Origin of the sequence: Streptomyces sp. NPDC059850 (genome assembly GCF_042731515.1) — a bacterium.
Taxonomy (GTDB): Bacteria; Actinomycetota; Actinomycetes; order Streptomycetales; family Streptomycetaceae; genus Streptomyces.
The window spans coordinates 54,564-80,501 of record NZ_JBHWJI010000048.1 but is presented as its reverse complement, the minus strand read 5'-3'; the positions used below and the strand labels follow the sequence as shown (position 1 = coordinate 80,501).

The 25,938-nt window shown below is 72.5% G+C and carries 27 protein-coding genes and 1 pseudogene; 12 read left to right on the top strand and 16 right to left on the bottom strand.

The window, feature by feature from the left end:
* Positions 1-191: 191 nt before the first annotated feature.
* A complete protein-coding gene (locus tag ACFV9T_RS31455; protein ID WP_385445842.1) occupies positions 192-461 on the top strand; it encodes a hypothetical protein in 270 nt (89 codons plus the stop codon).
* Positions 462-573: 112 nt separating this feature from the next.
* Here the strand turns inward: ACFV9T_RS31455 and ACFV9T_RS31450 are convergent, their stop codons facing one another.
* The gene (locus ACFV9T_RS31450) at positions 574-1,317 is read right to left on the bottom strand and encodes a ferritin-like fold-containing protein (RefSeq protein ID WP_385445848.1); all 744 of its coding nucleotides are present in this window, start codon (positions 1,315-1,317) and stop codon (positions 574-576) included.
* A gap of 289 nt (positions 1,318-1,606) precedes the next feature.
* On the opposite strand from ACFV9T_RS31450, the pseudogene ACFV9T_RS31445 reads away from it, so the two are divergent.
* Both ACFV9T_RS31445 and ACFV9T_RS31440 read left to right on the top strand, forming a co-directional pair.
* A pseudogene (locus tag ACFV9T_RS31445) lies at positions 1,607-3,887 on the top strand (DEAD/DEAH box helicase); the annotation flags it as partial.
* Positions 3,888-3,983: 96 nt separating this feature from the next.
* The gene (locus ACFV9T_RS31440) at positions 3,984-4,850 is read left to right on the top strand and encodes an alpha/beta fold hydrolase (protein WP_385445841.1); all 867 of its coding nucleotides are present in this window, start codon (positions 3,984-3,986) and stop codon (positions 4,848-4,850) included.
* 10 nt (positions 4,851-4,860) lie between these two features.
* Here ACFV9T_RS31440 and ACFV9T_RS31435 read toward each other — a convergent pair whose 3' ends face one another.
* Complete coding sequence (locus ACFV9T_RS31435; protein WP_385445840.1) at positions 4,861-5,790, bottom strand: NYN domain-containing protein; 930 nt, start codon at positions 5,788-5,790, stop codon at positions 4,861-4,863.
* Between the two features lie 223 nt (positions 5,791-6,013).
* On the opposite strand from ACFV9T_RS31435, the gene ACFV9T_RS31430 reads away from it, so the two are divergent.
* Positions 6,014-6,169 carry a hypothetical protein gene (locus ACFV9T_RS31430; protein ID WP_009715242.1) on the top strand — a complete coding sequence of 52 codons (156 nt, stop codon included), beginning with the start codon at positions 6,014-6,016 and terminating at the stop codon, positions 6,167-6,169.
* A 129-nt stretch (positions 6,170-6,298) separates the two neighbouring features.
* On the opposite strand, the gene ACFV9T_RS31425 is transcribed toward ACFV9T_RS31430, so the two are convergent.
* The 3 genes from ACFV9T_RS31425 to ACFV9T_RS31415 all read right to left on the bottom strand — a co-directional run bounded on the left by ACFV9T_RS31425 (position 6,299) and on the right by ACFV9T_RS31415 (position 8,556).
* Positions 6,299-7,135, bottom strand: a complete 837-nt coding sequence (locus ACFV9T_RS31425; protein WP_385445839.1) for a PHP domain-containing protein — start codon at positions 7,133-7,135, stop codon at positions 6,299-6,301.
* Positions 7,136-7,248: 113 nt separating this feature from the next.
* Entirely contained in the window at positions 7,249-7,887 is a 639-nt protein-coding gene (locus tag ACFV9T_RS31420; RefSeq protein ID WP_009715244.1) for a DUF6758 family protein, read from the bottom strand.
* Positions 7,888-7,956: 69 nt separating this feature from the next.
* Positions 7,957-8,556: a suppressor of fused domain protein gene (locus tag ACFV9T_RS31415; RefSeq protein ID WP_385445838.1), complete on the bottom strand. Its 600-nt coding sequence runs from the start codon at positions 8,554-8,556 to the stop codon at positions 7,957-7,959.
* Positions 8,557-9,010: 454 nt separating this feature from the next.
* Here ACFV9T_RS31415 and ACFV9T_RS31410 point away from each other — a divergent pair, with 454 nt between their 5' ends.
* The gene (locus ACFV9T_RS31410) at positions 9,011-10,111 is read left to right on the top strand and encodes a magnesium and cobalt transport protein CorA (protein ID WP_385445837.1); all 1,101 of its coding nucleotides are present in this window, start codon (positions 9,011-9,013) and stop codon (positions 10,109-10,111) included.
* Here the strand turns inward: ACFV9T_RS31410 and ACFV9T_RS31405 are convergent.
* On the bottom strand, positions 10,108-11,058 hold the full coding sequence (locus tag ACFV9T_RS31405; RefSeq protein WP_385445836.1) for a DMT family transporter: 951 nt from the start codon (positions 11,056-11,058) through the stop codon (positions 10,108-10,110). The genes ACFV9T_RS31410 and ACFV9T_RS31405 overlap by 4 nt on opposite strands.
* A 94-nt stretch (positions 11,059-11,152) precedes the next feature.
* Here ACFV9T_RS31405 and ACFV9T_RS31400 point away from each other — a divergent pair, with 94 nt between their 5' ends.
* Complete coding sequence (locus ACFV9T_RS31400; RefSeq protein WP_385445835.1) at positions 11,153-11,704, top strand: hypothetical protein; 552 nt, start codon at positions 11,153-11,155, stop codon at positions 11,702-11,704.
* Positions 11,705-11,868: 164 nt separating this feature from the next.
* Here ACFV9T_RS31400 and ACFV9T_RS31395 read toward each other — a convergent pair whose 3' ends face one another.
* Entirely contained in the window at positions 11,869-12,621 is a 753-nt protein-coding gene (locus ACFV9T_RS31395; RefSeq protein WP_385445834.1) for a hypothetical protein, read from the bottom strand.
* 163 nt (positions 12,622-12,784) lie between these two features.
* Between ACFV9T_RS31395 and ACFV9T_RS31390 the strand changes: the two genes are divergently transcribed.
* The 3 genes from ACFV9T_RS31390 to ACFV9T_RS31380 are packed head-to-tail and all read left to right on the top strand — an operon-like array spanning position 12,785 to position 15,794.
* Complete coding sequence (locus ACFV9T_RS31390; RefSeq protein WP_385445833.1) at positions 12,785-14,068, top strand: magnesium transporter MgtE N-terminal domain-containing protein; 1,284 nt, start codon at positions 12,785-12,787, stop codon at positions 14,066-14,068.
* Entirely contained in the window at positions 14,058-14,597 is a 540-nt protein-coding gene (locus ACFV9T_RS31385; protein ID WP_385445832.1) for a DUF1003 domain-containing protein, read from the top strand. The genes ACFV9T_RS31390 and ACFV9T_RS31385 overlap by 11 nt, the downstream gene beginning before the upstream one ends.
* Before the next feature lie 42 nt (positions 14,598-14,639).
* Positions 14,640-15,794 carry an Mrp/NBP35 family ATP-binding protein gene (locus ACFV9T_RS31380; RefSeq protein WP_385445831.1) on the top strand — a complete coding sequence of 385 codons (1,155 nt, stop codon included), beginning with the start codon at positions 14,640-14,642 and terminating at the stop codon, positions 15,792-15,794.
* 76 nt (positions 15,795-15,870) lie between these two features.
* On the opposite strand, the gene ACFV9T_RS31375 is transcribed toward ACFV9T_RS31380, so the two are convergent.
* From ACFV9T_RS31375 to sigE, 5 genes are all read right to left on the bottom strand, one after another.
* Positions 15,871-16,530: a hypothetical protein gene (locus ACFV9T_RS31375; protein WP_385445830.1), complete on the bottom strand. Its 660-nt coding sequence runs from the start codon at positions 16,528-16,530 to the stop codon at positions 15,871-15,873.
* Between the two features lie 118 nt (positions 16,531-16,648).
* Positions 16,649-17,122, bottom strand: coding sequence for a sec-independent translocase (locus tag ACFV9T_RS31370; RefSeq protein ID WP_385445829.1), 474 nt, complete (start codon positions 17,120-17,122; stop codon positions 16,649-16,651).
* A 100-nt stretch (positions 17,123-17,222) separates the two neighbouring features.
* Entirely contained in the window at positions 17,223-18,869 is a 1,647-nt protein-coding gene (locus ACFV9T_RS31365; RefSeq protein ID WP_385445828.1) for a S1C family serine protease, read from the bottom strand.
* Between the two features lie 251 nt (positions 18,870-19,120).
* Positions 19,121-20,062: an anti-sigma factor family protein gene (locus ACFV9T_RS31360; protein WP_385445827.1), complete on the bottom strand. Its 942-nt coding sequence runs from the start codon at positions 20,060-20,062 to the stop codon at positions 19,121-19,123.
* Positions 20,059-20,862: an RNA polymerase sigma factor SigE gene (gene sigE / locus ACFV9T_RS31355; protein ID WP_385445826.1), complete on the bottom strand. Its 804-nt coding sequence runs from the start codon at positions 20,860-20,862 to the stop codon at positions 20,059-20,061. Before sigE ends, ACFV9T_RS31360 begins: the two co-directional genes overlap by 4 nt.
* Positions 20,863-20,993: 131 nt before the next feature.
* Here sigE and ACFV9T_RS31350 point away from each other — a divergent pair, with 131 nt between their 5' ends.
* Positions 20,994-21,662, top strand: a complete 669-nt coding sequence (locus ACFV9T_RS31350; RefSeq protein WP_123102139.1) for an O-methyltransferase — start codon at positions 20,994-20,996, stop codon at positions 21,660-21,662.
* Between the two features lie 126 nt (positions 21,663-21,788).
* On the opposite strand, the gene ACFV9T_RS31345 is transcribed toward ACFV9T_RS31350, so the two are convergent.
* Positions 21,789-21,956, bottom strand: a complete 168-nt coding sequence (locus ACFV9T_RS31345; protein WP_003966491.1) for a DUF3117 domain-containing protein — start codon at positions 21,954-21,956, stop codon at positions 21,789-21,791.
* 226 nt (positions 21,957-22,182) lie between these two features.
* Here ACFV9T_RS31345 and ACFV9T_RS31340 point away from each other — a divergent pair, with 226 nt between their 5' ends.
* A complete protein-coding gene (locus ACFV9T_RS31340; RefSeq protein ID WP_385445825.1) occupies positions 22,183-23,001 on the top strand; it encodes an enoyl-CoA hydratase-related protein in 819 nt (272 codons plus the stop codon).
* Between the two features lie 51 nt (positions 23,002-23,052).
* Here ACFV9T_RS31340 and ACFV9T_RS31335 read toward each other — a convergent pair whose 3' ends face one another.
* Together ACFV9T_RS31335 and ACFV9T_RS31330 are read right to left on the bottom strand one after the other, a co-directional pair.
* On the bottom strand, positions 23,053-23,649 hold the full coding sequence (locus ACFV9T_RS31335) for a DNA-3-methyladenine glycosylase I (RefSeq protein ID WP_385445824.1): 597 nt from the start codon (positions 23,647-23,649) through the stop codon (positions 23,053-23,055).
* Positions 23,646-24,041, bottom strand: coding sequence for a DivIVA domain-containing protein (locus ACFV9T_RS31330; protein ID WP_385445847.1), 396 nt, complete (start codon positions 24,039-24,041; stop codon positions 23,646-23,648). The genes ACFV9T_RS31335 and ACFV9T_RS31330 overlap by 4 nt, the downstream gene beginning before the upstream one ends.
* A gap of 136 nt (positions 24,042-24,177) precedes the next feature.
* Between ACFV9T_RS31330 and folP the strand changes: the two genes are divergently transcribed.
* Positions 24,178-25,038, top strand: a complete 861-nt coding sequence (gene folP, locus ACFV9T_RS31325; protein ID WP_385445823.1) for a dihydropteroate synthase — start codon at positions 24,178-24,180, stop codon at positions 25,036-25,038.
* A 40-nt stretch (positions 25,039-25,078) separates the two neighbouring features.
* On the opposite strand, the gene ACFV9T_RS31320 is transcribed toward folP, so the two are convergent.
* Positions 25,079-25,828, bottom strand: a complete 750-nt coding sequence (locus ACFV9T_RS31320; protein WP_385445822.1) for a TIGR00730 family Rossman fold protein — start codon at positions 25,826-25,828, stop codon at positions 25,079-25,081.
* Between the last annotated feature and the right edge of the window lie 110 nt (positions 25,829-25,938).

The following is a 25,938-nucleotide window of genomic DNA, read 5'->3' as shown; positions in this document are numbered from 1 at the left end:
GTGGGATATCTCTCCCACCGGGCCCCGCCGCCGTTGTGCGCCCGCCCCTGGCGGGCCCCGCCGCCGCTGTGCGCCGGTACGCCGCAGCCCGCCCCCTCCATCAGGGTTGCCCCCGCTTGGGCCCGGGTAGGACCGGCAGGACCGACGCGTGATCACGCGTCGGTCCGGTCCGCACACGGGAAGGACGCGCCATGATCTTCTGGGAAGCGCTCGGCTCGGTACTGATCGGTTTCGCCATCGCGTACGGCGCGAGCCGACGGCTGCCCCGCCGACTGCCCGCCACCCCTCTCGTCCTGTCCACCGGCCCCGGCGCGGCGCTCTTCGGCGCGATGATCGCCCACACGGTGCTGGGCTCGGGCTACTCGGCGGTCGTCCTGATGGTCGCCCTCGGCTTCGCCGCGGCCCTGCTGTCGCTCCTCATCCGCCCCCGAACCGGCCGCCGCCGCTCGGTCCCGGCCTGAGCGCCCCAGCGCGCCGAGCCACACCCCAAGGGCTCCGGAACCACCGGAGCCCTTTCCGTGGCCTGCGCGGGCCGGGCCACGGCCCTGGGCACGACGATCCGCCGGAAGGACACTAGGCCGCCAGGCCCAGCGCCGACATCCGCTTGGTGTGGGCCTCGGTGATCCGGGAGAACATCCGGCCGACCTCCGCCAGGTCGAAGCCGTCGGCCAGGCCGCCCACCAGCATCGTGGACAGCGCGTCACGGTCCGCGACCACCCGCTGGGCCTGCGACAGCGCCTCGCCCATCAGCCGCCGGGCCCACAGCGCCAGCCGTCCGCCGACCCGGGGATCGGCCTCGATCGCGGCCCGCACCTTCTCCACCGCGAAGCTCGCGTGGCCGGTGTCGTCCAGCACCTGGAGCACCAGGCCGCGGGTGTCCGAGTCGAGACGGGCCGCCACCTCGCGGTAGAAGTCGCTGGCGATCGAGTCGCCCACGTACGCCTTGACCAGGCCCTCCAGCCAGTCGGACGGCGCGGTCTGGCGGTGGAACCCGTCCAGCGCCGCCGCGAACGGCTCCATCGCCGCGGTCGGCTCCTCGCCGACCGCCGCCAGCCGGTCCCGGAGCCGCTCGAAGTGGTGGAACTCGGCCGACGCCATCTTCGCCAGCTCCGCCTTGTCCTCCAGCGTGGGCGCCAGCTTGGCGTCCTCCGCGAGCCGCTCGAAGGCGGCCAGCTCGCCATAGGCGAGCGCCCCGAGCAGATCCACCACCGCGGCCCGGTACTGCGGCTCCGCCGCGGCCCGGTCCCAGTCCTGGGCGGCGATTCCGGTCGGGGTCTTCTCGGTCTCAGGCGTATCAGACGTCTCCATGAAGCGCACAATAGTCCGCCCGGCGTACCGAGGAAGGCCCTGGTCAGCCAAGTCCCCTCACAGCCCGGTTCGGGTTGGCCGGTCACAGATGCGCACTTCCGGGGTACAGTGGTATTTGCACCCGTCGAGTATCGGCGGGTCGTTCCACGAATGCGGATGCCCGGTCGGTGGCCCGATCGGCTCCTAACACCCGACCGCCCTCCGCGCGGCGCGCATCTTCATGTGCACGGCAAGAGGGAACCGCTCGCGGCGTGAGCGCTCGAGCGAGGGCAGTGGTCCCGCGCCGAATCGGCCAATAAGGCCGGTGTACCCGGGCGCCGTGCGACCCCCTTCGCCGCCTCTCGCCGCGTCTCACAGAAGAGGCAAGCATCCTGACCACGTTCCGAGAACTCGGGATCCTCCCCGAGACAGCCGAGGCCCTTGAGGCCGTCGGCATCACGTCCCCCTTCCCCATCCAGGAGATGACGCTCCCGGTCGCCCTCTCGGGCTCGGACGTCATCGGCCAGGCCAAGACCGGCACCGGCAAGACGCTGGGCTTCGGCCTCCCGCTGCTGGAGCGCGTCGTCGTCCCCGCGGACATCGAGGCGGGCCGGGCCAAGCCCGACCAGCTGACCGACGCCCCGCAGGCGCTCGTGGTCGTCCCCACCCGCGAGCTGTGCCAGCAGGTCACCAACGACCTGCTGACCGCCGGTAAGGTCCGCGCCATCCGGGTGCTGTCGATCTACGGCGGCCGCGCGTACGAACCGCAGGTCGAGGCCCTGAAGAAGGGCGTCGACGTGGTCGTCGGCACCCCCGGCCGCCTGCTCGACCTGGCGGGTCAGAAGAAGCTGCGGCTCTCCTCCGTCAAGGCGCTCGTCCTCGACGAGGCCGACGAAATGCTCGACCTGGGCTTCCTGCCCGACGTCGAGAAGATCATCAACATGCTTCCGGTCAAGCGCCAGACCATGCTGTTCTCGGCGACCATGCCGGGCGCCGTGATCGGTCTCGCCCGCCGCTACATGTCGCAGCCCACGCACATCCGCGCCACCGCGCCGGACGACGAGGGCCAGACCGTCGCCAACACCACCCAGCACGTCTTCCGGGCCCACTCGATGGACAAGCCGGAGGTCGTGGCGCGGGTGCTGCAGGCCGACGGCCGAGGCCTCGCGATGATCTTCTGCCGTACGAAGCGGACCGCCGCCGACATCGCCGACCAGCTCTCCCGCCGCGGGTTCGCCTCCGGAGCGGTCCACGGGGACCTCGGCCAGGGCGCCCGCGAGCAGGCGCTGCGCGCCTTCCGCAACGGCAAGGTCGACGTCCTGGTCTGCACCGATGTCGCCGCGCGCGGCATCGATGTCGAGGGCGTCACCCATGTGATCAACTACCAGTCCCCCGAGGACGAGAAGACCTATCTGCACCGCATCGGCCGCACCGGCCGCGCGGGCGCCTCGGGTATCGCCATCACGCTCGTCGACTGGGACGACATCCCGCGCTGGCAGCTGATCAACAAGGCGCTGGACCTGCCGTTCAACGACCCGGAGGAGACGTACTCGACCTCCGCCCACCTGTACGAGCTGCTCAGCATCCCGGCGGGCACCACCGGTGTCCTGCCGCGCGCCGAGCGCACCCGGGCCGGGCTGGGCGCCGAGGAGATCGAGGACCTCGGCGAGACCGGTGGCCGTGGCCGCCGCTCCCCCGCCGCCACGGAGGAGCGCCCCGCGCGCCGCACCCGCACCCCGCGGGTCCGCCGCCGCACCCGCGGTGGCCAGTCGGTCGACGCCTCGGCTCCGGGTTCCCCGGCCGAGGGCGCCGAGTCCGCGACCGAGCCGCGCCGCCCGCGCCGCCGTCGCCGTACCCGGTCGGGTGCGTCAGCCGAGGCGGACGCCGCGGCCGTCACCGCCGTCGAGACGGCGGAGGCTCCGGCGGTGGAGGCCCCTGCGGCCCCTGCGGCTCCCGTAGCGGAGGCTCCGGCGGCCGAGGAGACTCCCGCCAAGCCGCGCCGCCGCCGTACCCGCGCCAAGGCGGACACCGCCGAGACGGCCGTCGCCACGGCGGAAGGCACCACCGAGGCCCCCGAGGCCGCGGAGGAGGCCCCGGCCAAGCCGCGCCGCCGCACCCGCGCCAAGGCGGATGCCGCCGAGACGGCGGTCGCCACGGCCGAGGGCACGGCGGAGGCCGCCGAGGAAGCTCCGGCCAAGCCGCGCCGCCGCACCCGCGCCAAGGCGACCACCGAGGCGGCCGCCGAAGCCGCGGTCGCGACTGCGGAGGGCTCGGCGGAGGCAGAGGCCCCGGCCAAGCCCCGGCGCCGCACCCGCGCCAAGGCGACGGAGACGGCCGAGGCCGTGACCGAGACGGCGGAAGCCGCCCCGGCCGCGCCGCGCCGCCGCACCCGTGCGAAGGCCGCCACCGCCGAGACGGCGGTCGCCACGGCCGAGGCCGCCGAGGAAGCCCCGGCTAAGCCGCGCCGTCGTACCCGTACGGCCAAGGCCGCGGAGGCGGAGCCGGTCGCGCAGCCCGAGGCGGAGGCGGAGGCGAAGCCCGTACGGCGCCGTACCCGCACCCGCGCGGCGGCCCAGCCGGAGGCCACGCCCGAGGCCTGACGGCACCCAGCACCCGACGGGGCCTGATCCGCATCCTGCGGATCAGGCCCCGGGCGTTTACGTGGCGTTCTCCGCGTCCTGTATAGCCTCGTCCTCATGAGCAGGCCGCCGTTTCTCACCCTCCCCCCGGGCGCCCGCGCCTACCGCCTCTCGACCGCGCGCGGCGCGTTCGCCGTGCATGACGCGCGGCCGGACCGCGCGGCGCGGGGGACCGTGGTGCTGGTGCCGGGGTTCACCGGGAGCAAGGAGGACTTCATCGCGCTGCTGGAGCCGCTGGCCACCGCCGGGTTCCGGGCGGTCGCGGTCGACGGGCGGGGGCAGTACGAGAGCCCCGGCCCGCGCGACGAGACCGCCTACGCACAGGACGAGCTGGCCCGGGATCTGCTCGCCCAGGCCACGGCGGTGGCGGACGAGGCGGCGGGGCCGGTCCACGTACTGGGGCACTCGCTGGGCGGGCTGATCGCACGGGCCGCCGTGCTCCTCGACCCCGCCGCGTTCGCCTCGTTCACGATCATGAGTTCCGGGCCCGCCGCCATCGCGCCCCCGCAGCAGGAGCGCACCAAGCTGCTGATCGACGCGCTGAGCGTGATGGACATGGAGTCCGTGTGGCAGGCGATGCGCGACCTCGATCCGCCCGAGGCGGCCGATGAGGTGACCCCGCCCGGCGTACGGGACTTTCTGCACGCGCGCTGGATGGGCACCGTTCCGGAGCAGCTGATGGCCACCGGACGGCAGCTGAACGCCGAGCCGGACCGGGTCGGGGAGCTGGCCGCGACGGCGCTCCCCAAGCACGTGCTGTCGGGTGAGGTGGACTACGCCTGGCCGGTGTCGCTGATGGACGCGATGGCGGAGCGGCTGTCCGCCCGCCGGACCGTGATCGAGGGCGCGGAGCACTCCCCCAATGCCGACCGGCCGCATCCCACGGCGGACGCGCTGATCGGGTTCTGGAACGACCTCGGCTAGACGGCAGCGCTCAGTACTGGGCCTGCAGATGCTCCCAGAAGCCGTCCCGCAGGGCCCGCCGCAGATCGGCGTGGGCGCGCAGCGACAGCCGCAGCATCCCCTCCGCGTCGATCAGCAGCTCCTGGTCGACCGAGCCGGGCAGATAGGGGTGGCCGGGCAGCAGGTCGGCGAGGCTTTCGCGGCCGCGCGCGGAGAGCCACTGCGCGGCGATCTGCGCGCCGATGAAGCGCACCTCGTCGCGGGAGGGCGCGGGCCCGCACGGCGGCGCGTCGCCGTTCGGCTCGTAGCCGGTCGCCCGCCGGGTGACGTACGGCTTGCAGAAGTCGAGGTCGAACGTGCGCTGGCTGTCGACCTCCCACAGCAGCGGTTCGGCCTGGTTGCGCCCGTCGAGGGCTTCGATGCCCCACAGGTGGACGCGCGCCCCGTACCCCTGCGCGGCCTCGACGGCGGAGACCAGGTCCTCGTCGCCGCCGATCAGCACGGCGTCGCCGATGGCCCGGTGCCGGGCGAGGGATTCGAGGTCGGAGCGGATGAGTGAGTCGACGCCCTTCTGCTGGTTGTTCGCGTTGAGGTTGCCCAGCCGGACCTTGACGTCGGGCAGCTCGGCGATGCTCTGCTGCTCCGGGGTGTGGATGCGGCGCCGGGCCCCGTCGAACCAGTAGACCCGCAGCAGCCGGCTGTCCGGGAAGATCGTCCGGGCCTTGTCGATGAACGCCTCGATGATCCCCTCCGCGTCCAGCTCGAAGGCCCGGCGGTCCTCCGTTCCGGCGACGAGCCGCCCGGCCGCGGCGTAGACGTAACCGGCGTCCACGAAGATCGCGTGGGTGGAGGGGGTGGTCGCGACCTCGGCCAGCACACGCTGCAGCAGCTCATTGGTGCGCTCGATGCCATCGACGATCGAGGCGATGTCTGGTTGGCCCGGAGGCATCACGTCACTCATACGCGGTTCATTCTCCGGGCCGCCGCTGGAGAGGCACAACCGGACTCCGTCTGATCGGAGCGCCCCACCAGGGAATACTTAGACTGGCGAAAAATTTCATTAGCGTAGGGAATCATTTCACGGCATGCTTCGTTGAACAGGTTGTGGAGCGCGCGGCAGCGAAGCCGCGCGCGTCCCGTACTCAGCAGTTCTCCACCAGGAGGATCAGACGAAGGGAGAAGCCTTGCAGCGCTTCGAGATCATGCGCCTTGACGATGTCGACGGCAACGCCGTGGACAGCACCGTCGTAGACGCCGCCTCCGTCAACCGGATCGTGCAGCAGGCCGCCGCGATCGGCCAGCGCATCTACATCCGTCCGGCCGAAACCGCCGCCCGGTAGTACCACCGACGCCGTAGTACAGACGCAGACGTAGACGTAGACAGACTCAGATACAACAGACGCATCAGCCAGACCGCAGCCGCCCCCGTACGCCGTTGTACGGGGGCGCTCGCCGTTGTACGGGGGCGCTCAGCGTGGGGCGAGCGCCGCCCGGCGCACGATCTCCGCGTAGACCTCGGGGTCGGTGGTGTACTCGCCGAGCCGACAGGTCTTACGGCTGCCGTGGTAGTCGCTGGAGCCCGTGGTGAGCAGCCCGTGCTCGACGGCGAGCGCGCGCAGCCGGGCCCTGGTCGGCTCGTCGTGGTCCATGTGGTCGACCTCGACGCCGTCGAGACCGGCCGCGGCCAGCTCCCCGATCGCGCTCTCCGGTACGCACTCACCGCGCTTGACGGCCAGCGGATGCGCGAAGACGGCGACCCCGCCCGCGCCCTTGATCAGCCGGACCGCCTCGAAGGGGTCCAGCTCGTGCTTCTCCACGTACGCCCGGCCGCCGTTCGCCAGCCACTCCGAGGAGAACGCGTCCGAGACGGTCTCCACGACGCCCCGCTCGACCATCGCGGTCGCGATGTGCGGCCGCCCGACGGCGCCGTCCCCGGCGATCTCCGCCACCCGCTCCCAGGTGACCGGCACGCCCAGCTCACGCAGCTTCGCCACCATCGCCTTGGCCCGGGGCACCCGGTCGTCGCGCACCAGCTCGCGCTCGCGCGCCAGCTCGGGCTCGGCGGGGTCGAAGAGATACGCCAGCATGTGCAGGCTCACGCCGCCCAGACGGCAGGACAGCTCGGCACCGGTGACCAGCGTCAGCCCGTCCGGCAGCGCCCCGGCCGCCTCCTCGTATCCGGCGACCGTGTCGTGGTCGGTCAGCGCGACGACGTCCAGCCCGGCCGCGGCGGCGTTGCGCACCAGCTCAGCGGGGGTGTCCGTACCGTCCGACGCGGTGGAATGGGTGTGCAGGTCGATGCGCACGAACGCGGGCTCCCAGCGATAACAGGGTGAACAAGCAGCCTGCTTCAGGGTAGCCGCAGCCCGGGGGCATGCCCGCGTCAGGGGTGATCGTTTCCGAACCGTACGGCCATACGTCAGGACAGCAGCCGCGGCGACAGCGCGCCGCACGGCACCAGGTCCACCTCGGCGCCCGCGTCGCGCAGATCGGTGAGCACCATCTCGTCGTACATCAGCAGCCCGGTCTGCTCGGGCCAGACCACCGCCCACAGCCACAGCCCGCAGGCCTCCCCCGCGAACACCGCGCGGTCGTCCGGAGTGCCCTCGACGTGCCACAGCGGGGTGGGCCGCCCGGCGGCCAGCACCTTGACGTGCGGTGGCTTGTCGACCCGCATCCCGGGTCCGGGGTCGGGGCCGGGGATGCCCGCGTACCGCGCGCCGAGCCCCACGCCCAGCTCCTCCGCGATCAGCAGCAGCTCCCCCGGGCCGCCCAGCGGGCCGGGGCCGGAACAGGCCACGACGGTCGCGCGGCCTCCGTTGCGGTCGTCACCGGCGCACGCGACACCGGTGAACAGCCAGCCGACGGGCAGCGGCCACGGCATCCATACGGGCACCCGGGCGCGGTTGGTGACCACCACGAGTGCTTCCACGCTCGGCGGGACGACCGGCTGCACCGGGTGCACCATGCCGTGCACACCGCACTGCCAGGAGTCGGCGAAGAGACCGGGCGCACGCACCCGGCCACCGCACTTCGGGCAACTGGGTTCGCCCCTCATAGGGCCCCACGGTCCTCCCCGCCCGCCCCAACGTCAAGGACGGTCACCCGTCTGGAGTGGGGGCCCCGCTCAGGTCAGCGGCACCCCGGAGCGGGCGGGATCGCGCAGGTCGGTGCCGTGCCGCAGCCAGCGGTCCTGGAGCGCGCCGGCGCCGTGGACCCGCTTCCACGCCGCCTCGTTCCCGGTCATGGGCAGCAGCGGCAGGAAGCGCACCGGCTCCATCGGCGCGATCAGCTCCAAGTCCTCGACCAGGCCGCCCGGTTCGCCGACGAGTACGGAGGTGAACGGCGCCCCTGGCCACAGCGGACCGCCCAGCTCCAGCGACGCGCCCGGGGCCACCACCACGCCCTCGACCTGCGGCGACGCGCCCAGCACGGCGAGCGGGCGCAGCACCTCGTCCAGGACGGCGGAGCCGGGGCCGCCGTCGCCGCGCACGGTGAGGACCAGCTCGGCGCGCGGGCCGCGGAGGTGGTCGGCGACGGGGGCGGTGGGGTCGGTCATCGGATGGTCCGACATGCCGAGGGTGGCGTACCGGACGACGTTCCCGTCGGTCCGGAAACGCAGCACCTCGATGCGGTCCGTACCGACGAACGTGACGGCGGCGCGGGCGTCCGGCTCGCCCAGCGCGGTGATCAACCGGGCCTCGACCAGCTGCAGAACGTCTGACATGCGGTGAGCATAGATCGCGTATCGAACGGGCAAAGCGGCGGCTTAACGGTTCTGCCGACTGATAGCCTTGCTGCCTGCCCAGGGAAATACGTCGTCCCCCACGGGGGACCGGCCGGAGGAGGTGGGGCTGCGGTGGATCCTAGTCGACCGTGCAGTACCGACAGTTCTCCCGTCGTTTCCCCTTGGTATGCGGCTTCATGATCTGAAACCTTCCGTACCCCACCGCCACGCGGTGAAACACGTGAAGTTCTCTCGCATCAAGGGCATCTGACGGCAGAGCGCCTTCGTATCGCATCTGTTCTGTTCTCCGCGAACTCCGTCAGCGTCATCGCACGGAGCGCCGCCCGCTTTGCGGACGTACGTACGCCTCAGGGGAGTGCCGTACGTCCACCTTCCGGGCGCAGCGCTGCGCCGCGCGCCCGCCGCTGACGGCCGGCCCGTGAAGGAGCCCGTCATGTCGATGATCCGTGACCTGCGTGCAGCCGTCCGCCCCGCCCTGCGCCGCGCCCACACCGCCAGCAACTACGACACCACCCGCGACCCGTCCGTCAGCAGCGCCGTGGTCGACTGCGCCGTCTACCGCGACGGGAAGCGGGTCAGCGACCACGTCAGCCCGGCGCAGGCGATGGAGCGGGTGCGCGCCGAGGGCGGGTTCGCCTGGATCGGGCTGCACGAGCCGACGGAGCGTGAGTTCGCGGGCATCGCACAGGAGTTCGGGCTGCACCCGCTGGCCGTCGAGGACGCGGTGCAGGCGCACCAGCGGCCGAAGCTGGAGCGGTACGACGACAGCCTCTTCACCGTCTTCAAGACCATCCACTACGTGGACCACGCCGAACTCACCGCGACCAGCGAGGTCGTGGAGACCGGCGAGGTGATGTGCTTCACCGGCCACAACTTCATCGTGACCGTGCGGCACGGCGGCCAGGGCTCGCTGCGCGCCCTGCGCCACCGGCTCCAGGAGGACCCGGAGCTGCTGGCCAAGGGCCCCTCGGCGGTGCTGCACGCCATCGCCGACCAGGTCGTGGACGGGTATCTCGCGGTCGCGGACGCCGTCCAGGACGACATCGACGAGGTCGAGATCGAGGTCTTCTCGCAGGCGACCTCCCGGCGCGGCGGCGACGCGGGCCGGATCTACCAGCTCAAGCGCGAGGTGCTGGAGTTCAAGCGGGCCGTCTCGCCGCTGCTGCGGCCGATGCAGCTGCTGAGCGAGCGCCCGATGCGGCTGGTGGACCCGGACATCCAGAAGTACTTCCGGGACGTCGCGGACCATCTGGCCCGGGTCAACGAGCAGGTGCTGGGCTTCGACGACCTGCTGAACTCGATCCTCCAGGCCAACCTGGCGCAGGCGACGGTCGCGCAGAACGAGGACATGCGCAAGATCACCTCTTGGGCGGCGATCTGCGCGGTCCCGACGATGATCGCCGGAATCTACGGCATGAACTTCACGTACATGCCGGAGCTGCACTGGAGGTTCGGCTACCCGATGGTGATGGCCGTCACGGTGGGGATCTGCGTCACGATCCACCGCGGGTTCAAGCGGAACGGCTGGCTCTAGGCGGTGTCCTGGGGGTCTCCTGGGGGCTGCTTACGGTCGCCCAGGATGACGAGCACGAGTCCGGCGAGGATCACCGCGAGCGCCGGGTAGGCGGCCACCGGCGGCTGCTGGCCCAGCCACACCGCCGCGATCAGGGCCGCGCCCGGCGTCTCCAGCAGGATCGCGGTCGAGGTCACGGACGGGCCCAGGCCCTTGACGACCCGGTTGATCAGCGTGTGCCCGAGCAGCTGCGCGGTGACCATCAGCAGCACCAGCTTCAGCCAGGTGTCCCCGCTGTAGCCGTCCAGCCGCGCGCCCGCGACCAGGCAGGTCAGCAGCAGGAACAGGCTGGCCGTGGAGTAGCAGACGTAGGTGTACGCGGTCGTGCTCGCCACCTGGCGCACCTCCGCCCCCAACAGCACGTATCCGGCAGCGGCCACGCCGCCCACCAGGGCGAGCGCGTCGCCCGCGAGGGCCTGTGGGGAGGCGGACAGGTCGACCCCGGTGAGGATCACCACCCCGAGGAACGCCAGCACCGTGCCGAGGGTCGCCGCCGGGGACGGGCGGTGGCCGCGCAGCCGCAGCAGCAGCGCGGTCCAGATCGGGGTGGTGGTCACCAGCGCGGTCGAGGAGGCCACGGAGGTCATGTGCAGGCTCGGCAGCCAGGTCCCGAAGTGCAGGGCGAGCAGCGCACCCGAGGCGGCGGAGAGCGCCACCGCACGGCGCCCCATCCGGCGCAGCTCGCCCCGGTGGCGCCACAGGGCGAGCGGGGTCAGCACGCCGACCGCCATGGCATTGCGCCAGAACGCGACGGCGAGAGCGGGGGCGGCGGTCGCGGCGGCCAGCGGGGCGGAGAGCGACACCCCGGCGACGGCGACGGCCAGCAGGACGGTGTCCAGTGCCGGGTGCGGTGCGGGGGTGGGGGTGGTGGGCGTGCGGGTGGGGCTGGTGGAGCGCGTCGTGGGCACGGGCTCAGCGTAAGGTGCGTGTGCCGGTTATGGAACTGTCGTTTCGCTGGGTGGGATGCGGGGAGGGCGTTGGGCGCTGGCCTAGGCTGTTCGTATGACGCAGACGCCTATGGACGCCATGGATCCGATCGACCGCGCCCTGGTCGAGGAGGCGGCCAAGAAGTCCGCCCTCGTCTGGGTTCAGGGCTCCGAGGGCGCCGCGCGCGCCCTGTGGCACATCTGGCACGAGGGTGCCGTCTGTCTCGTCGGGGACGGCCCCGACGAGCAGCCGCTGAAGGGGCTCGGGCTCGTGGACGGCGGCACCGCGACGGTGACCGTGCGCAGCAAGGACAAGGGCGGGCGGCTGATCGGCTGGACCGCGCGGGTGGTCGAACTCACCCCGGACGGCGAGGCGTGGACCGCGGCCGTTGGTGAGCTGAAGGGCAAGCGGCTGAACGCGGCCGACGCGGACTCGATCGCGGAGCGGTGGGCTCGGGAGTGCCGGGTGCTGCGGTTGGAGCCGGTGCCGGGTGCGGGGCTGGTGGCGGCCGACTCGGGGTCGCTTTCGGCTGCGCCGCTGCCGTCCCCTGCCGTGACGCGGGGGGCGATTCCGGCGGGACTGCCGAAGTTGTTGGCGCGGGGGAAGCGGGGGCGGAAGGCGGGGTGACTTTCCCCCACCCCGCCCCTTCCCGCACCTATCGATTTGCGGCTCCGCCGCGCGGCGGGCTCCGCCCCGGACCCCGCTCCTCAAACGCCGGAGGGGCTGAGTTGTGCCGACCGGGGCTGGGGTGAGGCAGCGGCGCCGTTGGGTGCCGCTGTCGAGTAGCGGTGTTACGTCCCCGTCGGGATCTGTTGGCCGTAGTCGACTACGTGGTCCTCCTTCGGGGCAGCCAGTTTGAAGTCCTTGTTCCAGTCCTCCAGGCGGATCACCCCCGCGCCCCCGGCGCGCTGGAGGCGGAGGGGGTAGGGGCGGCCCTCCAGGGAGACGTCCAGGGTGCCGCCGCCGCCCTCGCCGCCGAGGATGCGGATCGTGCGGGTGCCGCCGACCTCGCCCCGTTCGCCCGCGGTGACGGTGCCGTGCAGGCCGAGCAGGCCGTCCAGCATGACGCTCTTGTCCGTGAAGCCGCTGAGCCGCTGGTAGGAGGGGTCCCCGGAGGGGACCTTCACGTACTTGTCGTCGAGCTTGTCCGCGGCGGCCGCGTCGCCGCTGTGCCCGCCGCTGCCACCGCTCGCGCCCTGGTGGGCCCAGAAGCCCGCGTCCGCCTTGAGGTACAGCTCCTCGCCCACCCGCAGCAGTTCGTAGCGGGAGCCCTTGGTGGAGACGACGCCCGTGCCGCCGTCGCCCTTCAGCTTCATGTCGACCTTGTAGGTGCGGCCCTTGGAGACGAGGCTGCCGGACAGATGGACCGCGTCCGCGCTCCCCGCCACCGTCCGGGCCTTGCTCTCGATCTTCTTGGCGGGGAGCTTGCCCACGCCGTTCGTTCCCGCGTCGGGGTCCGCCTTCTCCCCTTCGCCGCCGCAGGCGGTGAGCGCGGCCAGTCCCGCGCACATCACCGCGACGAGAGCCGTGTTCCGGATGCGCACGTCCGCTCTGCCTCCTGATGCCGGTCCGGTGCAGTACGGCAGCGTACCGGTGCCGTACGGATGCGTGCGCGGGGTGCCGGGGGCCGCTCGTCCGGCGGCGGGGCAGAACGGTGCGAGCTAGCCTGAACCCGGCGAAACCGCATAAAGAGAGGAGGCGCATGACATGGCGGCAGGCGCCTCACGGATCTATGTCTCGCATCTGGCGGGCGTCGCCGTCTTCGATCCGAACGGCGACCAGGTCGGCCGGGTCCGCGATCTGGTGGCGATGCTGCGGCTGGCCGGGCGGCCGCCGCGGGTTCTCGGGCTGGTCGTCGAAGTGGTCACCCGCCGCCGCATCTTCCTGCCCATGACGCGGGTGACCGGCGTGGAGTCGGGCCAGGTCATCACCACCGGCGTGGTCAACATGCGGCGCTTCGAGCAGCGCCCCACCGAGACGCTGGTCCTCGGCGAACTGCTGGACCGCACGGTGCGGATCGTGGAGACCGGCGAGCAGGTCACGGTCCTGGACGTGGCGATGGGCCAGCTGCCCGCGCGCCGCGAATGGGAGATCGCCAAGGTCTTCGTACGCCGAGGCAAGAGCGGTGCGCTGCGCCGCCGTGGCGAGACGCTGACCGTGGACTGGTCGGCCGTCACCGGATTCTCGCTGGAGGAGCACGGGCAGGGCGCGGAGAACCTGCTGGCCACCTTCGAGCAGCTGCGCCCCGCCGACCTCGCCAACGTCCTCCACCACCTCTCCGCCAAGCGGCGCGGCGAGGTCGCGGCGGCGCTGGACGACGAGCGGCTCGCGGACGTCCTGGAGGAGCTGCCCGACGACGACCAGGTGGAGATCCTCGGCAAGCTCAAGGAGGAGCGCGCGGCCGACGTCCTGGAGGCCATGGACCCGGACGACGCGGCCGACCTCCTCTCCGAGCTGCCCGAGCGGGACAAGGAGCGGATGCTGGCCCTCATGCGGCCCCGGGAGGCGGCCGACATGCGGCGGCTGATGTCGTACGAGGAGGGCTCGGCCGGCGGGCTGATGACGACCGAGCCGATCGTGCTGCGGCCGGACGCCACGGTCGCGGACGCGCTCGCGCGGGTGCGCAACCAGGACCTCACCCCGGCGCTCGCCGCCCAGGTGTATGTGTGCCGCCCGCCCGACGAGACGCCCACCGGACGCTATCTGGGCACCATCCACTTCCAACGGCTGCTGCGCGACCCGCCGTTCACCCTCGTCGGCGCGGCCGTGGACACCGATCTGCGGCCGCTGCGGCCGGAGACCCCGCTGCCGGTGGTCGCCGGTCATCTGGCGACGTACAACCTGCTGGCGGCGCCCGTCGTGGACGAGGGCGGGTCGCTGCTGGGCGCGGTGACCGTGGACGACGTCCTCGACCATCTGCTGCCCCACGACTGGCGGGAGCGCGAGCTGTACGGCGGCGTGAACATCCCGGAGGTGGGCGGTGGACGGTGACGGGGGCCGCCTCGACCGGCCCAAGCAGCCCCGCCGCAGCCCGCTGCCGCGCTGGGATCCGGAGGCGTTCGGCCGGGCGTCGGAGCTGATCGCCCGCTTCCTGGGCACCGGGCGCTTCATCGCCTGGATGACGGTCTTCGTGGTCGCCTGGCTGGCCTGGAACACGCTGGCCCCCGACCCGCTGCGGTTCGACCCGTTCCCGTTCATCTTCCTGACGCTGATGCTGTCGCTCCAGGCCTCGTACTCGGCGCCGCTGATCCTGCTCGCCCAGTACCGGCAGGCCGACCGCGACCGCGTCAACCTCGAACAGGACCGGGCGCGGGACGAGCGGTCCATCGCCGACACCGAGTTCCTGACCCGGGAGATCGCGTCGCTGCGGGCCGGGCTCGGCGAGGTCGCGACGCGGGACTGGATCCGCTCCGAGTTCGAGGCGCTGGTCCGGGAATTGGACGAGCGGCCGCCCCCGGCCCCGCCCACGCCCTCACCCGCGCCGTCGCGCGCTCCCTCCCGTGAGGAACGCGACCGCTGACGGGCTTACCGGCGCGTACCCCTGGCGCCGTACCATCTCCATATGGCTACCGACACTGTCCCGGCACCGAGCGAAGACGCGGTGCGCGCCGCGCTCGCCACGGTCAACGACCCGGAGATCCACAAGCCGATCACCGACCTCGGCATGGTCAAATCCGTCGAGATCGCGTCGGACGGCACGGTCGCGGTGGAGGTCTACCTCACGGTCGCCGGCTGTCCGATGCGGGAGACGATCACCAGCCGGGTGCGGGACGCGGTCGGTCAGGTCGGCGGGGTGACGGGCGTCACAGTCGAGCTGGACGTGATGAGCGACGAGCAGCGGCGCGAGCTGGCCGCCTCGCTGCGCGGCGGCCAGGCCGAGCGCGAGGTGCCCTTCGCCCAGCCCGGCTCGCTGACCCGGGTGTACGCGGTGGCCTCCGGCAAGGGCGGCGTCGGCAAGTCGTCGGTGACGGTCAACCTGGCCGCCGCGATGGCCGACGACGGCCTCAAGGTGGGCGTCGTGGACGCCGACATCTACGGCCACTCCGTGCCGCGCATGCTGGGCGCCGACGGCCGCCCGACCCAGGTCGAGGACATGATCATGCCGCCGTCGGCGAACGGCGTGAAGGTGATCTCGATCGGGATGTTCACCCCGGGCAACGAGCCGGTGGTGTGGCGCGGACCGATGCTGCACCGCGCCCTCCAGCAGTTCCTGGCCGACGTCTACTGGGGCGACCTCGACGTCCTGCTGCTGGACCTGCCGCCGGGCACCGGTGACATCGCGATCTCCGTCGCCCAGCTGGTGCCGGGCGCCGAGATCCTGGTCGTGACGACGCCGCAGCAGGCCGCCGCCGAGGTGGCCGAGCGGGCGGGCTCGATCGCCGTCCAGACCCACCAGAAGATCGTCGGCGTGGTGGAGAACATGTCCGGGCTGCCCTGCCCGCACTGCGACGAGATGGTCGACGTCTTCGGCACCGGCGGCGGTCAGTCGGTCGCCGAGGGGCTGTCCCGGACCACCGGGACGACGGTGCCGGTGCTGGGCGCCATCCCGATCGACGTACGGCTGCGCGAGGGCGGCGACGAGGGCAAGCCGGTCGTGCTGTCCGACCCCGACTCCCCCGCGGGCAGCGCGCTGCGGGCGATCGCGGCCAAGATCGGCGGACGGCAGCGGGGCCTCGCGGGCATGTCGCTGGGCGTCACGCCGCGCAACAAGTTCTGAGCACCACGCAAGCCATCCCTACGTGCGCGGGGGCGGCCTCATCCGTGAGGCCGCCCCCGCGCACATGTACCGGCGCTTACGCGTCGTAGCCGGTGATGTCCTTGATCACCGAGAAGCCCAGGCCGTAGGCGCTCATCCCGCGTCCGTACGCCCCGATGTGCACGCTCTCGCCCGCCGATCCGGCCAGCACCCAGCCGTACTCCGACTCGCGGTAGTGGAAGTCGGTCGGTACGCCGTCCACCGGCAGCGACAGCGGGGACCACTCCTCGCCGTCCAGGGCGTCCGCCAGCTCCCAGGCGATCGCGGTCTGCTGGTCCAGCCAGTCCTGGCGCAGCCCCCGCTCCATCCGGGTAGGCCAGGTGCATGACAGCAGGCCCGAACCGGCCAGCCAGGCGGCCGAGGAGACCGAGGTGGCCTCCAGTTTGCCGGTGCCGTCAGCGCTGTCCCGTACGGGGCGTCCGCCGACGGTCACCACCGCCGTGAAGCGCTGCTGGTCCATATCGGTCTCGACGCGCAGCGACGGCTCCTCACCGTGCCCGGTCGAGCCGTACTCCACCCGCCCATCGGCGGCGGCACCCACCTGCATGAGCCAGCGCGGCCCGGTGAACGCCTCGTCAAGGCCGTACCAGGGGAATGCGGCCATCAGGTAGCCGTCGACGCTCCGCCGCGCCTCCGCGGGCATCCCCTGCGCCGCACCGCTCACCCCATGCACCCCTAGCCGACTCGTCGTGCCCATGTGCGCGGAGCCTCCTCGTTGCCCTTCGTCGTGGGCGGCCCGCCCCCCTTCGGGCGACCTCACCCCGGACAAAGGGAGGATAGCCATACGGGTCAACCAGCCCGGGCATACGGGGGGATCAAGTGGCGTCGGAGTCGAAAGGCGGACGGTCCTCGCGAGGCTGCGCATCACGCTTGCGCAGCAGGTCAGGGGTGCCGGAATCGTCCTTGGAGAGGGACAGCGGGGCGGCGCCGGAGACCCCTGAAGGGCCGTGTGCGACGTCACTCTCCCGGCCGTTCACGGAGTCGGCGACCTCGGCCATCTCCTTGCGGAGGTCGAATCCGTTCTGGATCTCCTTGAAGCCCAGCTCATCGGAGTCCAGCACATGCTTGCGCACAAACGTCTTGGGGTTCAGATCCTCGAACTCGAAGTCCTTGAACTCGGGGCCCAGCTCGGTACGGATGTCCTCCTTGGCGCTGTCGGAGAACTCCCGGATCTTGCGGATGAACTGCGATACATCCCGGATGACCTTCGGAAGCTTGTCCGGGCCGAAGATGAGCACCGCAAGGACGACGAGCGCGACAAGCTCGAGGGCCCCTATGTCGTTGAACACCCTGCAGCTCCTAGAGACGTCTGAGGCCGGAAATCAGACCACACCACACCGTACCTGGCGGTGGGGGCGCCCCGGGAGACGCCCGGACCAACATCGGGCGTCAGCCATCGCTGCTCGCGGAGCCCAGCGTCAGCTCCACGGTGCGCTCGTCGCCGTCCCGCTTGAGGGTCAGCTCCAGCCGGTCGCCGGGGCGGTGACTGCGGATCTTGACGATCAGCTCCTGGCCGCTGTGTACCCGGACGCCGTCCACCTCCGTGATCACATCACCGGCCTCGATGCCCGCCTTGTCGCCCGGTCCGTCCGGGGTGACCGGCGGGCCGGAGGCGCCCTTGCTGTTCACCCGGGCACCGTCGCCCGTGTACTCCATGTTGAGCGTGACGCCGATCACGGGGTGGGTGGCCTTGCCGGTGTTGATCAGCTCCTCGGCGACCCGCTTGCCCTGGTTGATCGGGATCGCGAAGCCCAGACCGATGGAGCCGCCCTGGCCGCCCAGCTCGGCGCCGTCGTCGGCGGCCCGGATGGCGCTGTTGATCCCGATGACCCGCGCCTTGCCGTCGACCAGGGGGCCGCCGGAGTTGCCCGGGTTTATCGGGGCGTCGGTCTGGAGCGCGTCGACATAGGAGATGTCGCTGCCGTCCTCCTTCTCGCCGCCCGCGGTGATCGGGCGCTCCTTGGCGCTGATGATCCCGGAGGTGACCGTGCCCGCCAGGTCGAACGGGGCGCCGATCGCCACCACCGGGTCGCCGACCCGGACGGAGTCGGAGTTGCCCAGCGGCAGCGGGCTCAGCCCGGAGACGCCCTCGACCCGGATGACCGCCAGGTCGTACCCGGCGTCCCGGCCGACCAGCTCGGCGCGGGCGGACTGGCCGCCGTTGAAGGTCACCGATATGTCGCCGGAGGAGCCCGCGGGGGCCACGACGTGGTTGTTGGTGAGGATGTGGCCCCGCTTGTCGAGGACGAACCCGGTGCCGGTGCCCTCCTCGGAGCCGCCGCTGACATGGATGGTCACCACGCCCGGCAGGGCGCTGGAGGCGATGCCCGCGACGCTGCCCGGGGCCCGGGTGCCCTTCTCCAGCGGTGCCTGCGGAAGCTTCACATTGATGCCCCCGGAGGCCCGGTCCCGCTCCACGTACGCGCCGATCCCGCCACCCAGGCACCCCGCGATCAGCGCGATCAGCAGAACGGCGACGAACGCGCGGCGGCGGGAGACCACCTTCCGCTCGGCGGGCGGCGCCGGGGGCACGGTCCACGGGTCGTAGCTCTGCCACTGGTGCGGCGGGGGCGGCGGCGCGCCCGGGTCCAAGGGCGGCAGCGGGGTGCCGTGCGCCGGGGTCATCATCCCGGGCTGGGCCATCCCTGGCCCTGACTGGGCGATGCCGGGCTGGGGAGCGGCGGGGTGCGGTGCGGGCTGCGGGACGGCGCCGGGCGGCAGCTGCGTGCCGTGCGCCGGGGTCGCGCCCGGGTGCTGTACGGGCGGGGCCGGGGCCCAGGGGCCGGGGCCGCCGTAGGGCGGGGTGCTGTACGGATCGGGCTCGTGGAGCGGCCGCCCGGCGCCCGCACGGGCCCCGTCCGCCGCGTCGCGGCCGTCATCGGCGTCAGGCGCCCGCTCCGGGGCCTCCGGCCCGGACGGCACCGCCCGCTCGTCGGCCGCCTCCGGCGCCGCCTCGTCCGTCGGCCGGTCGCCGGATCGTGCGACCGGACGGCTCCACCACTTCGGCTTGGGCCCGGGGGCCTTCCGCTCGTCCATGATCTCCCCACACTTCCCGCGACAAGGCGCCCACCGCGCCGCCCGGGTCATACGTCACCGCGACTCTTCGAGGCTCGCCGCGCCTCCGGGGCGCCTCAGCCTCCCCGGCCTTCGCCGGGGGTGCCCGGAAGCGATTCAATCAGTCCACCCGGCCCCGCGTGCGCGGAACGAGCGGAACGACCGGACGTGTGAGCGATATTGCGCGGAATCGCCGGGGCGGGGCTGAATCGCCGGGGGTCTATCGCCGGGGCCTAGGGAGGGGGCGTGCTCAGGCCCAGGTAGGGGGAGACGCCGGGGGCGGGCTGGACGACCAGGCCGCCCTCGCCCTGGGGCGGCGCGGGCGCCGCCGGGGCGGAGGTGGTGGTCGGGACCCGCAGCAGCTCCGTGACCGACAGGACCGGCTGTATCAGCGGGTTCACCGCGGCGCCGTAGGGCCCGCCCAGCACCGGGTGGCTGGACGTCGCGCTCGGGGACGGCAGCCCGGCGGGCCGCGACTCGGCGGTGGCCAGCAGCCCCACGTCGCGGGCGGTGCCGCGCGTGCCGGTGCCGACCGCGTCGGCGTCGATCGGGGTGACCGCGGCGTCCGAGCCGTCCGGCCGGGGGCCGGGGTCGACCGCCGCCTCCAGCGGCAGGGTGGCGCCGAGCGCGAAGGCGGCCAGGGATACCGCGCCCGCGGCCGCGAAGGCGAAGCGGCGGCGCGGCGCGGGGCGCTCGACCTCATGGATCCGGAAGCCGCGCTCCCGGCGCGCCGAGGCCGCGGCGACCGGGGTCACCGGCGCCACCGCGGGCAGGTAGGCGAACGCCTGCTCCCGTCTGCGCTCCGACGCCCGTACGTCCGGCGCGTCATCTCGTATGTCCCGTACGCCCCGTACGTCCGGCGCGCTGCCGCGCAGGCCGAGGACGCCCGGGTCCGCGAAGGGGGAACCGCTTCCCATACCGTCGTCATCGCCGCCGATGGCCGGGAGGCCCTGCAGCCGCGCGAGGAAGCCCTCGGACGGCGCCGGGGGCGCCGTCTCGGCGAATACGCTCTTCAGCCGCCGCTGCGCGTCGGCCTCCGCCTTGCACTTACAGCACGTCGCCAGGTGTGCGAGGACGCGCTCACGCGCGTCATGCCCGAGTTCACCGTCGACCAGAGCCGCAAGGCGGTCGCCGAGATGCTGCTCGGCGGGGGACGGACCGCCTGATCGGGTCACGCGATCCCGACCTCCCCACTCAGCCGCGGTCCGGAGACCCGCGGCACGACCGCGGCGACCTCGCGCTGCTGCTCGGCGCGCGTGCCCGCCGGGGCGCGGTGCTGCAGCGCCTTGCGCAGATGGGAGCGGCCACGGTGGATCCGGCTGCGCACGGTGCCGAGCTTGACGCCGAGCGTCGCGGCGATCTCCTCGTACGACAGGCCCTCGATGTCGCAGAGCACGACGGCCGCGCGGAACTCCGGCGCGAGAGTGTCGAGCGCCTGCTGCACATCGGCGTCGAAGTGGGTGTCGTTGAAGTGCTGCTGGGGAGAGGGCTCGCGGCTGGGGAGCCGCTCGGCCGCGTCCTCGGCGAGGGCGTCGAAGCGGATGCGCTGACGACGGCGGACCATGTCGAGGAAGAGATTGGTGGTGATGCGGTGCAGCCAGCCCTCGAAGGTGCCGGGGGTGTACGTCGACAGCGAGCGGAAGACGCGGACGAACACCTCCTGGGTGAGGTCCTCGGCGTCGTGCTGGTTACCGGTGAGCCGGTAGGCGAGGCGGTAGACCCGAGCGCTGTGCGTGCTGACGATCTCCTCCCAGGTGGGAGGCGTCCACGCCTGGGCATCCCCGTCCGCACCGAACGACGCGGTGGTGGCAAAAGTCGCGGTGGTGGAGTTGGCGGAACGGGAACGGTCAGCGGTGTCGGTCACGGATCTCGGCTCGCCCGCTGACCTGCGAAAGCGCCTCAGCACTCGCCGGTCACCGGCCGTAGCCGCACCTCCCCTGTCGGCTCTGGTGGTGTCCAGTAGAGCCCCTACCATATCCACCTCGCCCGTTAGCTCCGGATAAGTATTTTTGACCTGCATTTGGCCGTGATCCATACGGTCCCCCCTTCTCTCCTCAACGCCTGGTCCCATCTGCGGGTTCCCGTGCGCAGCGGATACAGTCACCGTTGCGCCAACTACGGGGACAGGAGAGGGTCATTACCGGCAACCGGCAGACGAGCTGGGCGTTCGCCGACGCGTTCGTCGCCGAGGACGAAGCCCTTCACTGGGCCCGTGACCGGGCCCGGGAGGCAGGGCTGCGCTCGGTGTCCGCGGGCACCGGCGCCGCGCTGCGCCTGCTCGCCGCCGCAGCCGACGCCAAGGCCGTCGCCGAGATCGGCACCGGGACCGGCGTCTCCGGCATCCACCTGCTGCACGGCATGCGCCCCGACGGCGTGCTGACCACTGTCGACACCGAGCCCGAGATGCAGCAGTTCGCCAAGCAGGCGTTCCGGGCCGCCGGATTCGCGGGCAACCGGGCGCGGTTCATCCCCGGCCGCGCGCTGGACGTCCTCCCCCGGCTCGCCGACGGCGGCTACGACCTGGTGTTCTGCGACGGTGACCGACTGGAGTGCCTGGACTACCTGGAGGAAGCGCTGCGGCTGCTGCGGCCGGGCGGTCTGGTCTGCTTCGAGGGGGTCTTCGCCAACGGGCGGACCGTGGACTCCGCCGCCCAGCCCGCCGAGGTACTGCGCCTGCGTGAGCTGCTGCGCACCGTACGGGAGTCCACCGTGCTGCAGTCCTCGCTGCTGCCGGTCGGGGACGGCCTGCTCTGCGCGGTCAACCGCGGCGGCTGAGCAGCCCGCCGCGGGCTGAGGCCGTACCACCCCACCCACGAAGCACCCGGGCATAGCACCGCCCCGGCGTCCGGTACCTCATACCGGACGCCGGGGCGGGGCTCGGGTGATGGTGGGGCCGGTGGCTCAGCCGACAACCTTCTTCAGTGCATCGCCGAGCGCGTCGGCCTCGTCGGGTGTCAGCTCCACGACGAGCCGACCGCCGCCTTCGAGCGGAACGCGCATGACGATGCCCCGCCCCTCCTTGGTCACCTCGAGCGGGCCGTCGCCCGTCCGCGGCTTCATGGCCGCCATGCTCGTTCCCCTTCCTGAAACCAGCTCATCGCAGCCGACAACCCAGGCGTCACCGGCATCGAACACGTTGCTTCTCATTCATTATCCCGCATGCCATGACCCGATGACCAACATCGGTCGGCAACCCCCGTGCAGGGCGGTCCCCCAAAACCACTCAATTCGGGGAGGCGATCGCGATAACGTACGCCCGCCGCGACCGAACACCTGCCCACTGGGAGGGCCGTTTATGACCGACACCGTGCTCTACGACCTGGCCGACGGCCTCGCGACGATCACTCTGAATCGTCCCGACGCCATGAACGCGCTCAACATCGACACCAAGGTGGCGCTGCGCGACGCGCTGCTGCAGGCCGCCGAGGATCCGGCGGTCCGGGCCGTCCTGCTCACCGCCACCGGGCGCGCGTTCTGCGTCGGGCAGGATCTGAAGGAGCACATCGGGCTGCTGGCCGCCGACCGGGAGGCGCACGCCCGGGGGGAGCACGGCGAGGGGTCGACGATGACCACGGTCTCGCTGCACTACAACCCGATCGTGACCGCGATCGCCGGGATGCCGAAGCCGGTGGTCGCGGCGGTGAACGGGGTCGCGGCCGGGGCCGGGGCGGGGTTCGCGTTCGCCGCCGACTACCGGATCGTGGCCGACACCGCCTCGTTCAACACCTCGTTCGCGGGCGTCGCGCTCACCGCCGACTCCGGCGTCTCCTGGACCCTGCAGCGGCTGATCGGCCACGGCCGCGCCGCCGACCTGCTGCTCTTCCCGCGCGGTGTCAGCGCGGCGGAGGCGCTGGAGCTGGGCATCGCCAACCGGGTCGTGCCCGCCGCGGAGCTGCCCGCCGAGGCGGCGGCGGTCGCCCGCAGGCTGGCCGAGGGGCCGACCGCGGCCTACGCGGCGATCAAGGAATCGCTCGCCTACGCGGCCGGGCACAGCCTCACCGACTCCCTGACCAAGGAGGACGAGCTGCAGCGCCGGGCAGGCGCCTCGGAGGACCACCGCACGGCCGTGGACGCCTTCGTCCAGAAACAGCCGCCGCGGTTCACCGGCCGCTGACCGGCGGCTCCCGCCCGGGTCGCGCCCGGCCCCGCCGAGCGGGGCCGGGCGTCAGACGCTGCCACGGACGTGGCAGTCGGCCAGGTGGTCGTTGACCAGGCCGCAGGCCTGCATCAGGGCGTAGGCCGTGGTGGGCCCGACGAAGCGGAAGCCGCGCTTCTTCAGCTCTCGGCTGAGCGCCGTGGACTCCGGGGTGATCGCCGGGACGTCGGCCGCGGTATGCGGGACCGGGCGGGTGGCGGGGTCGGGGGCATGGGACCAGATCAGCTCCTCCAGCCCGCCCTCGGCCAGCTCCGCCGCCGCCCGCGCGTTCCCGACCGTGGCCGCGATCTTGGCCCGGTTGCGGATGATGCCGGGGTCGGCGAGCAGCCGCTGCTCATCGGCCTCGGTGAACTCCGCGACCGCCTTGATCCGGAAGTCGGCGAAGGCGGACCGGAATCCCTCCCGGCGGCGCAGGATCGTCAGCCAGGACAGCCCGGACTGGAACGCCTCCAGACAGATCCGCTCGTACAGCGCGTCATCGCCGCGGACCGGACGGCCCCACTCCGTGTCGTGGTACACGCGGTAGTCCGCCATGGTCTCGGACTCCAGACCCCACGGGCAGCGCGCCAGGCCGTCCGCTCCGACGACCGCGCCCTGGGCGCTCATGCTCCGCTCCCGTCGAAGTCGCCCCGGTAGTCCGGCGGGTAGTCCGGTGGATAGTCCGCCGGGCCCTCGGCCGCCTTGCCGTCCCCGAAGGCCGGGGTCCGCGCGCCCGCCAGGGCGTCCTCCAGCTCGGCGATCCGGGCGTCCCGCTCGGCCAGCTCGGCGCCGAGGCGGCCCAGCACATCGTCCACGTCCGCCATCCGGTAGCCGCGCAGGGTCATCGGCAGCCGCAGCGCCTCGACGTCCTCCCGGTCCAGCGGCCGGTCGTCGGGCAGCGGGTCGTCCAGCCGGTCGGGGGGCGCCTCGGACAGCTGGCCGCCGTCGCCGCCGCCGACCACGGCGAGGGTGACGGCACCGACCACGACGACCAGCGTGATCAGCAAGAACAGGAACACGGTGATCGTTCTCCTCGGCTTGAGCGGCTCGGCCACCACGTCACGGGTGACGTCGGCCCCGTCAACTGTCTGACCCGATCGTGCCATGCCCCACTGACAGTTATCGTCGCTGCCGGACACCTGAGAGGAAGTACGCATGCTGCGGCTGGGCCGACGCGAGTTCGACGAGAACGAGCGAGTGATCATGGCGATCGTCAACCGGACTCCGGACTCGTTCTACGACCAGGGTGCGACCTTCCGCGACGAGCCCGCGCTCACCCGCGTCGAGCAGGCCGTCGCGGACGGCGCCGCGATCATCGACATCGGCGGGGTGAAGGCCGGTCCCGGGGACGAGGTGAGCGCCGACGAGGAGGCGCGGCGCACGGTCGGCTTCGTGGCCGAGGTGCGGCGGCGCCATCCGGACGTGGTGATCAGCGTGGACACCTGGCGGCACGAGGTCGGCGAGGCGGTCTGCGCGGCGGGCGCGGACGTGCTCAACGACGCCTGGGGCGGGGTCGACCCCAAGCTGGCCGAGGTCGCCGCCCGGTACGGCGCCGGGCTGGTCTGCACCCACGCGGGCGGGGCGGAACCGCGCACCCGGCCGCACCGGATCGGCTACGACGACGTGGTGGCGGACGTCCTGCGGGTCACCGTCGGGCTCGCGGAGCGCGCGGCCGGGCTGGGGGTGCGGCGCGACGGGATCATGATCGATCCGGGCCATGACTTCGGGAAGAACACCCGCCACTCGCTGGAGGCCACCCGGCGGCTCGGGGAGCTGCGGGAGACCGGCTGGCCGGTTCTGGTCTCGCTGTCCAACAAGGACTTCGTGGGCGAGACGCTGGACCGCCCGGTCAAGGAGCGGGTGATCGGCACGCTCGCGACGACCGCGGTCTCCGCCTGGCTGGGCGCCCAGGTCTACCGGGTGCACGAGGTGGCCGAGACCCGTCAGGTGCTGGACATGGTGTCGTCCATCGCGGGCCACCGGCCCCCGGCGGTCGCCCGCCGGGGACTGGCGTAGGGCCCTTTTCAGGCCCAGGAGTTTCAGGCCTGGAGGGCGGTCAGGCGCCGGACTCCTTGGTGACCAGGTCGACCACCTCGTCGATGTCGTCGGTGAGGTGGAACAGCTCCAGGTCCTGCTGGGACGCCTTGCCCTGGGCGATCAGCGTGTTCTCCAGCCAGTCGACCAGACCGCCCCAGTAGGAGCTGCCGAAGAGGACGATCGGGAACCGGGTCACCTTCTTCGTCTGCACCAGGGTCAGCGCCTCGAAGCACTCGTCGAGAGTGCCCAGGCCGCCGGGCAGAACGACGAATCCTTGCGCATACTTCACAAACATCGTCTTCCGTACGAAGAAGTAGCGGAAGTTCACGCCGATGTCGACGTACGGATTCAGCCCCTGCTCGTACGGCAGCTCGATACCGAGGCCGACGGAGACGCCGCCCGCCTCGACCGCGCCACGGTTGGCGGCCTCCATCGCGCCGGGGCCGCCCCCGGTGATCACCCCGAACCCGGCCTCGGCCAGGGCCCGCCCGATCTTCACCCCGGCCTCGTACTCCGGTGATCCCTCGGGCGTACGGGCGGAGCCGAACACGCTGACCGCCCGGCCGAGTTCGGCCAGAGTGCCGAAGCCCTCCACGAACTCCGACTGGATGCGCATCACCCGGAACGGGTCCTCGTGCACCCAGTGGGTGGCGCCCTGGCTGTCCAGCAGCCGCTGATCGGTCGTACCGGGCCGCATCTGGTGGCGACGGCGCACGACCGGGCCCAGACGCTGCTCGTGCAGCGCTCGCTCTTCCTCGGCGTTGCCCATCTGTGTGCTCCCTTCGCCAAGATCTGTCAAAGATCTGTGGTTCAGCGTAGGCCCACCGAGCCGCGAACGGCGGAAATCCGCGCCACGGTCATACGTTCTCAGCAGCTCAG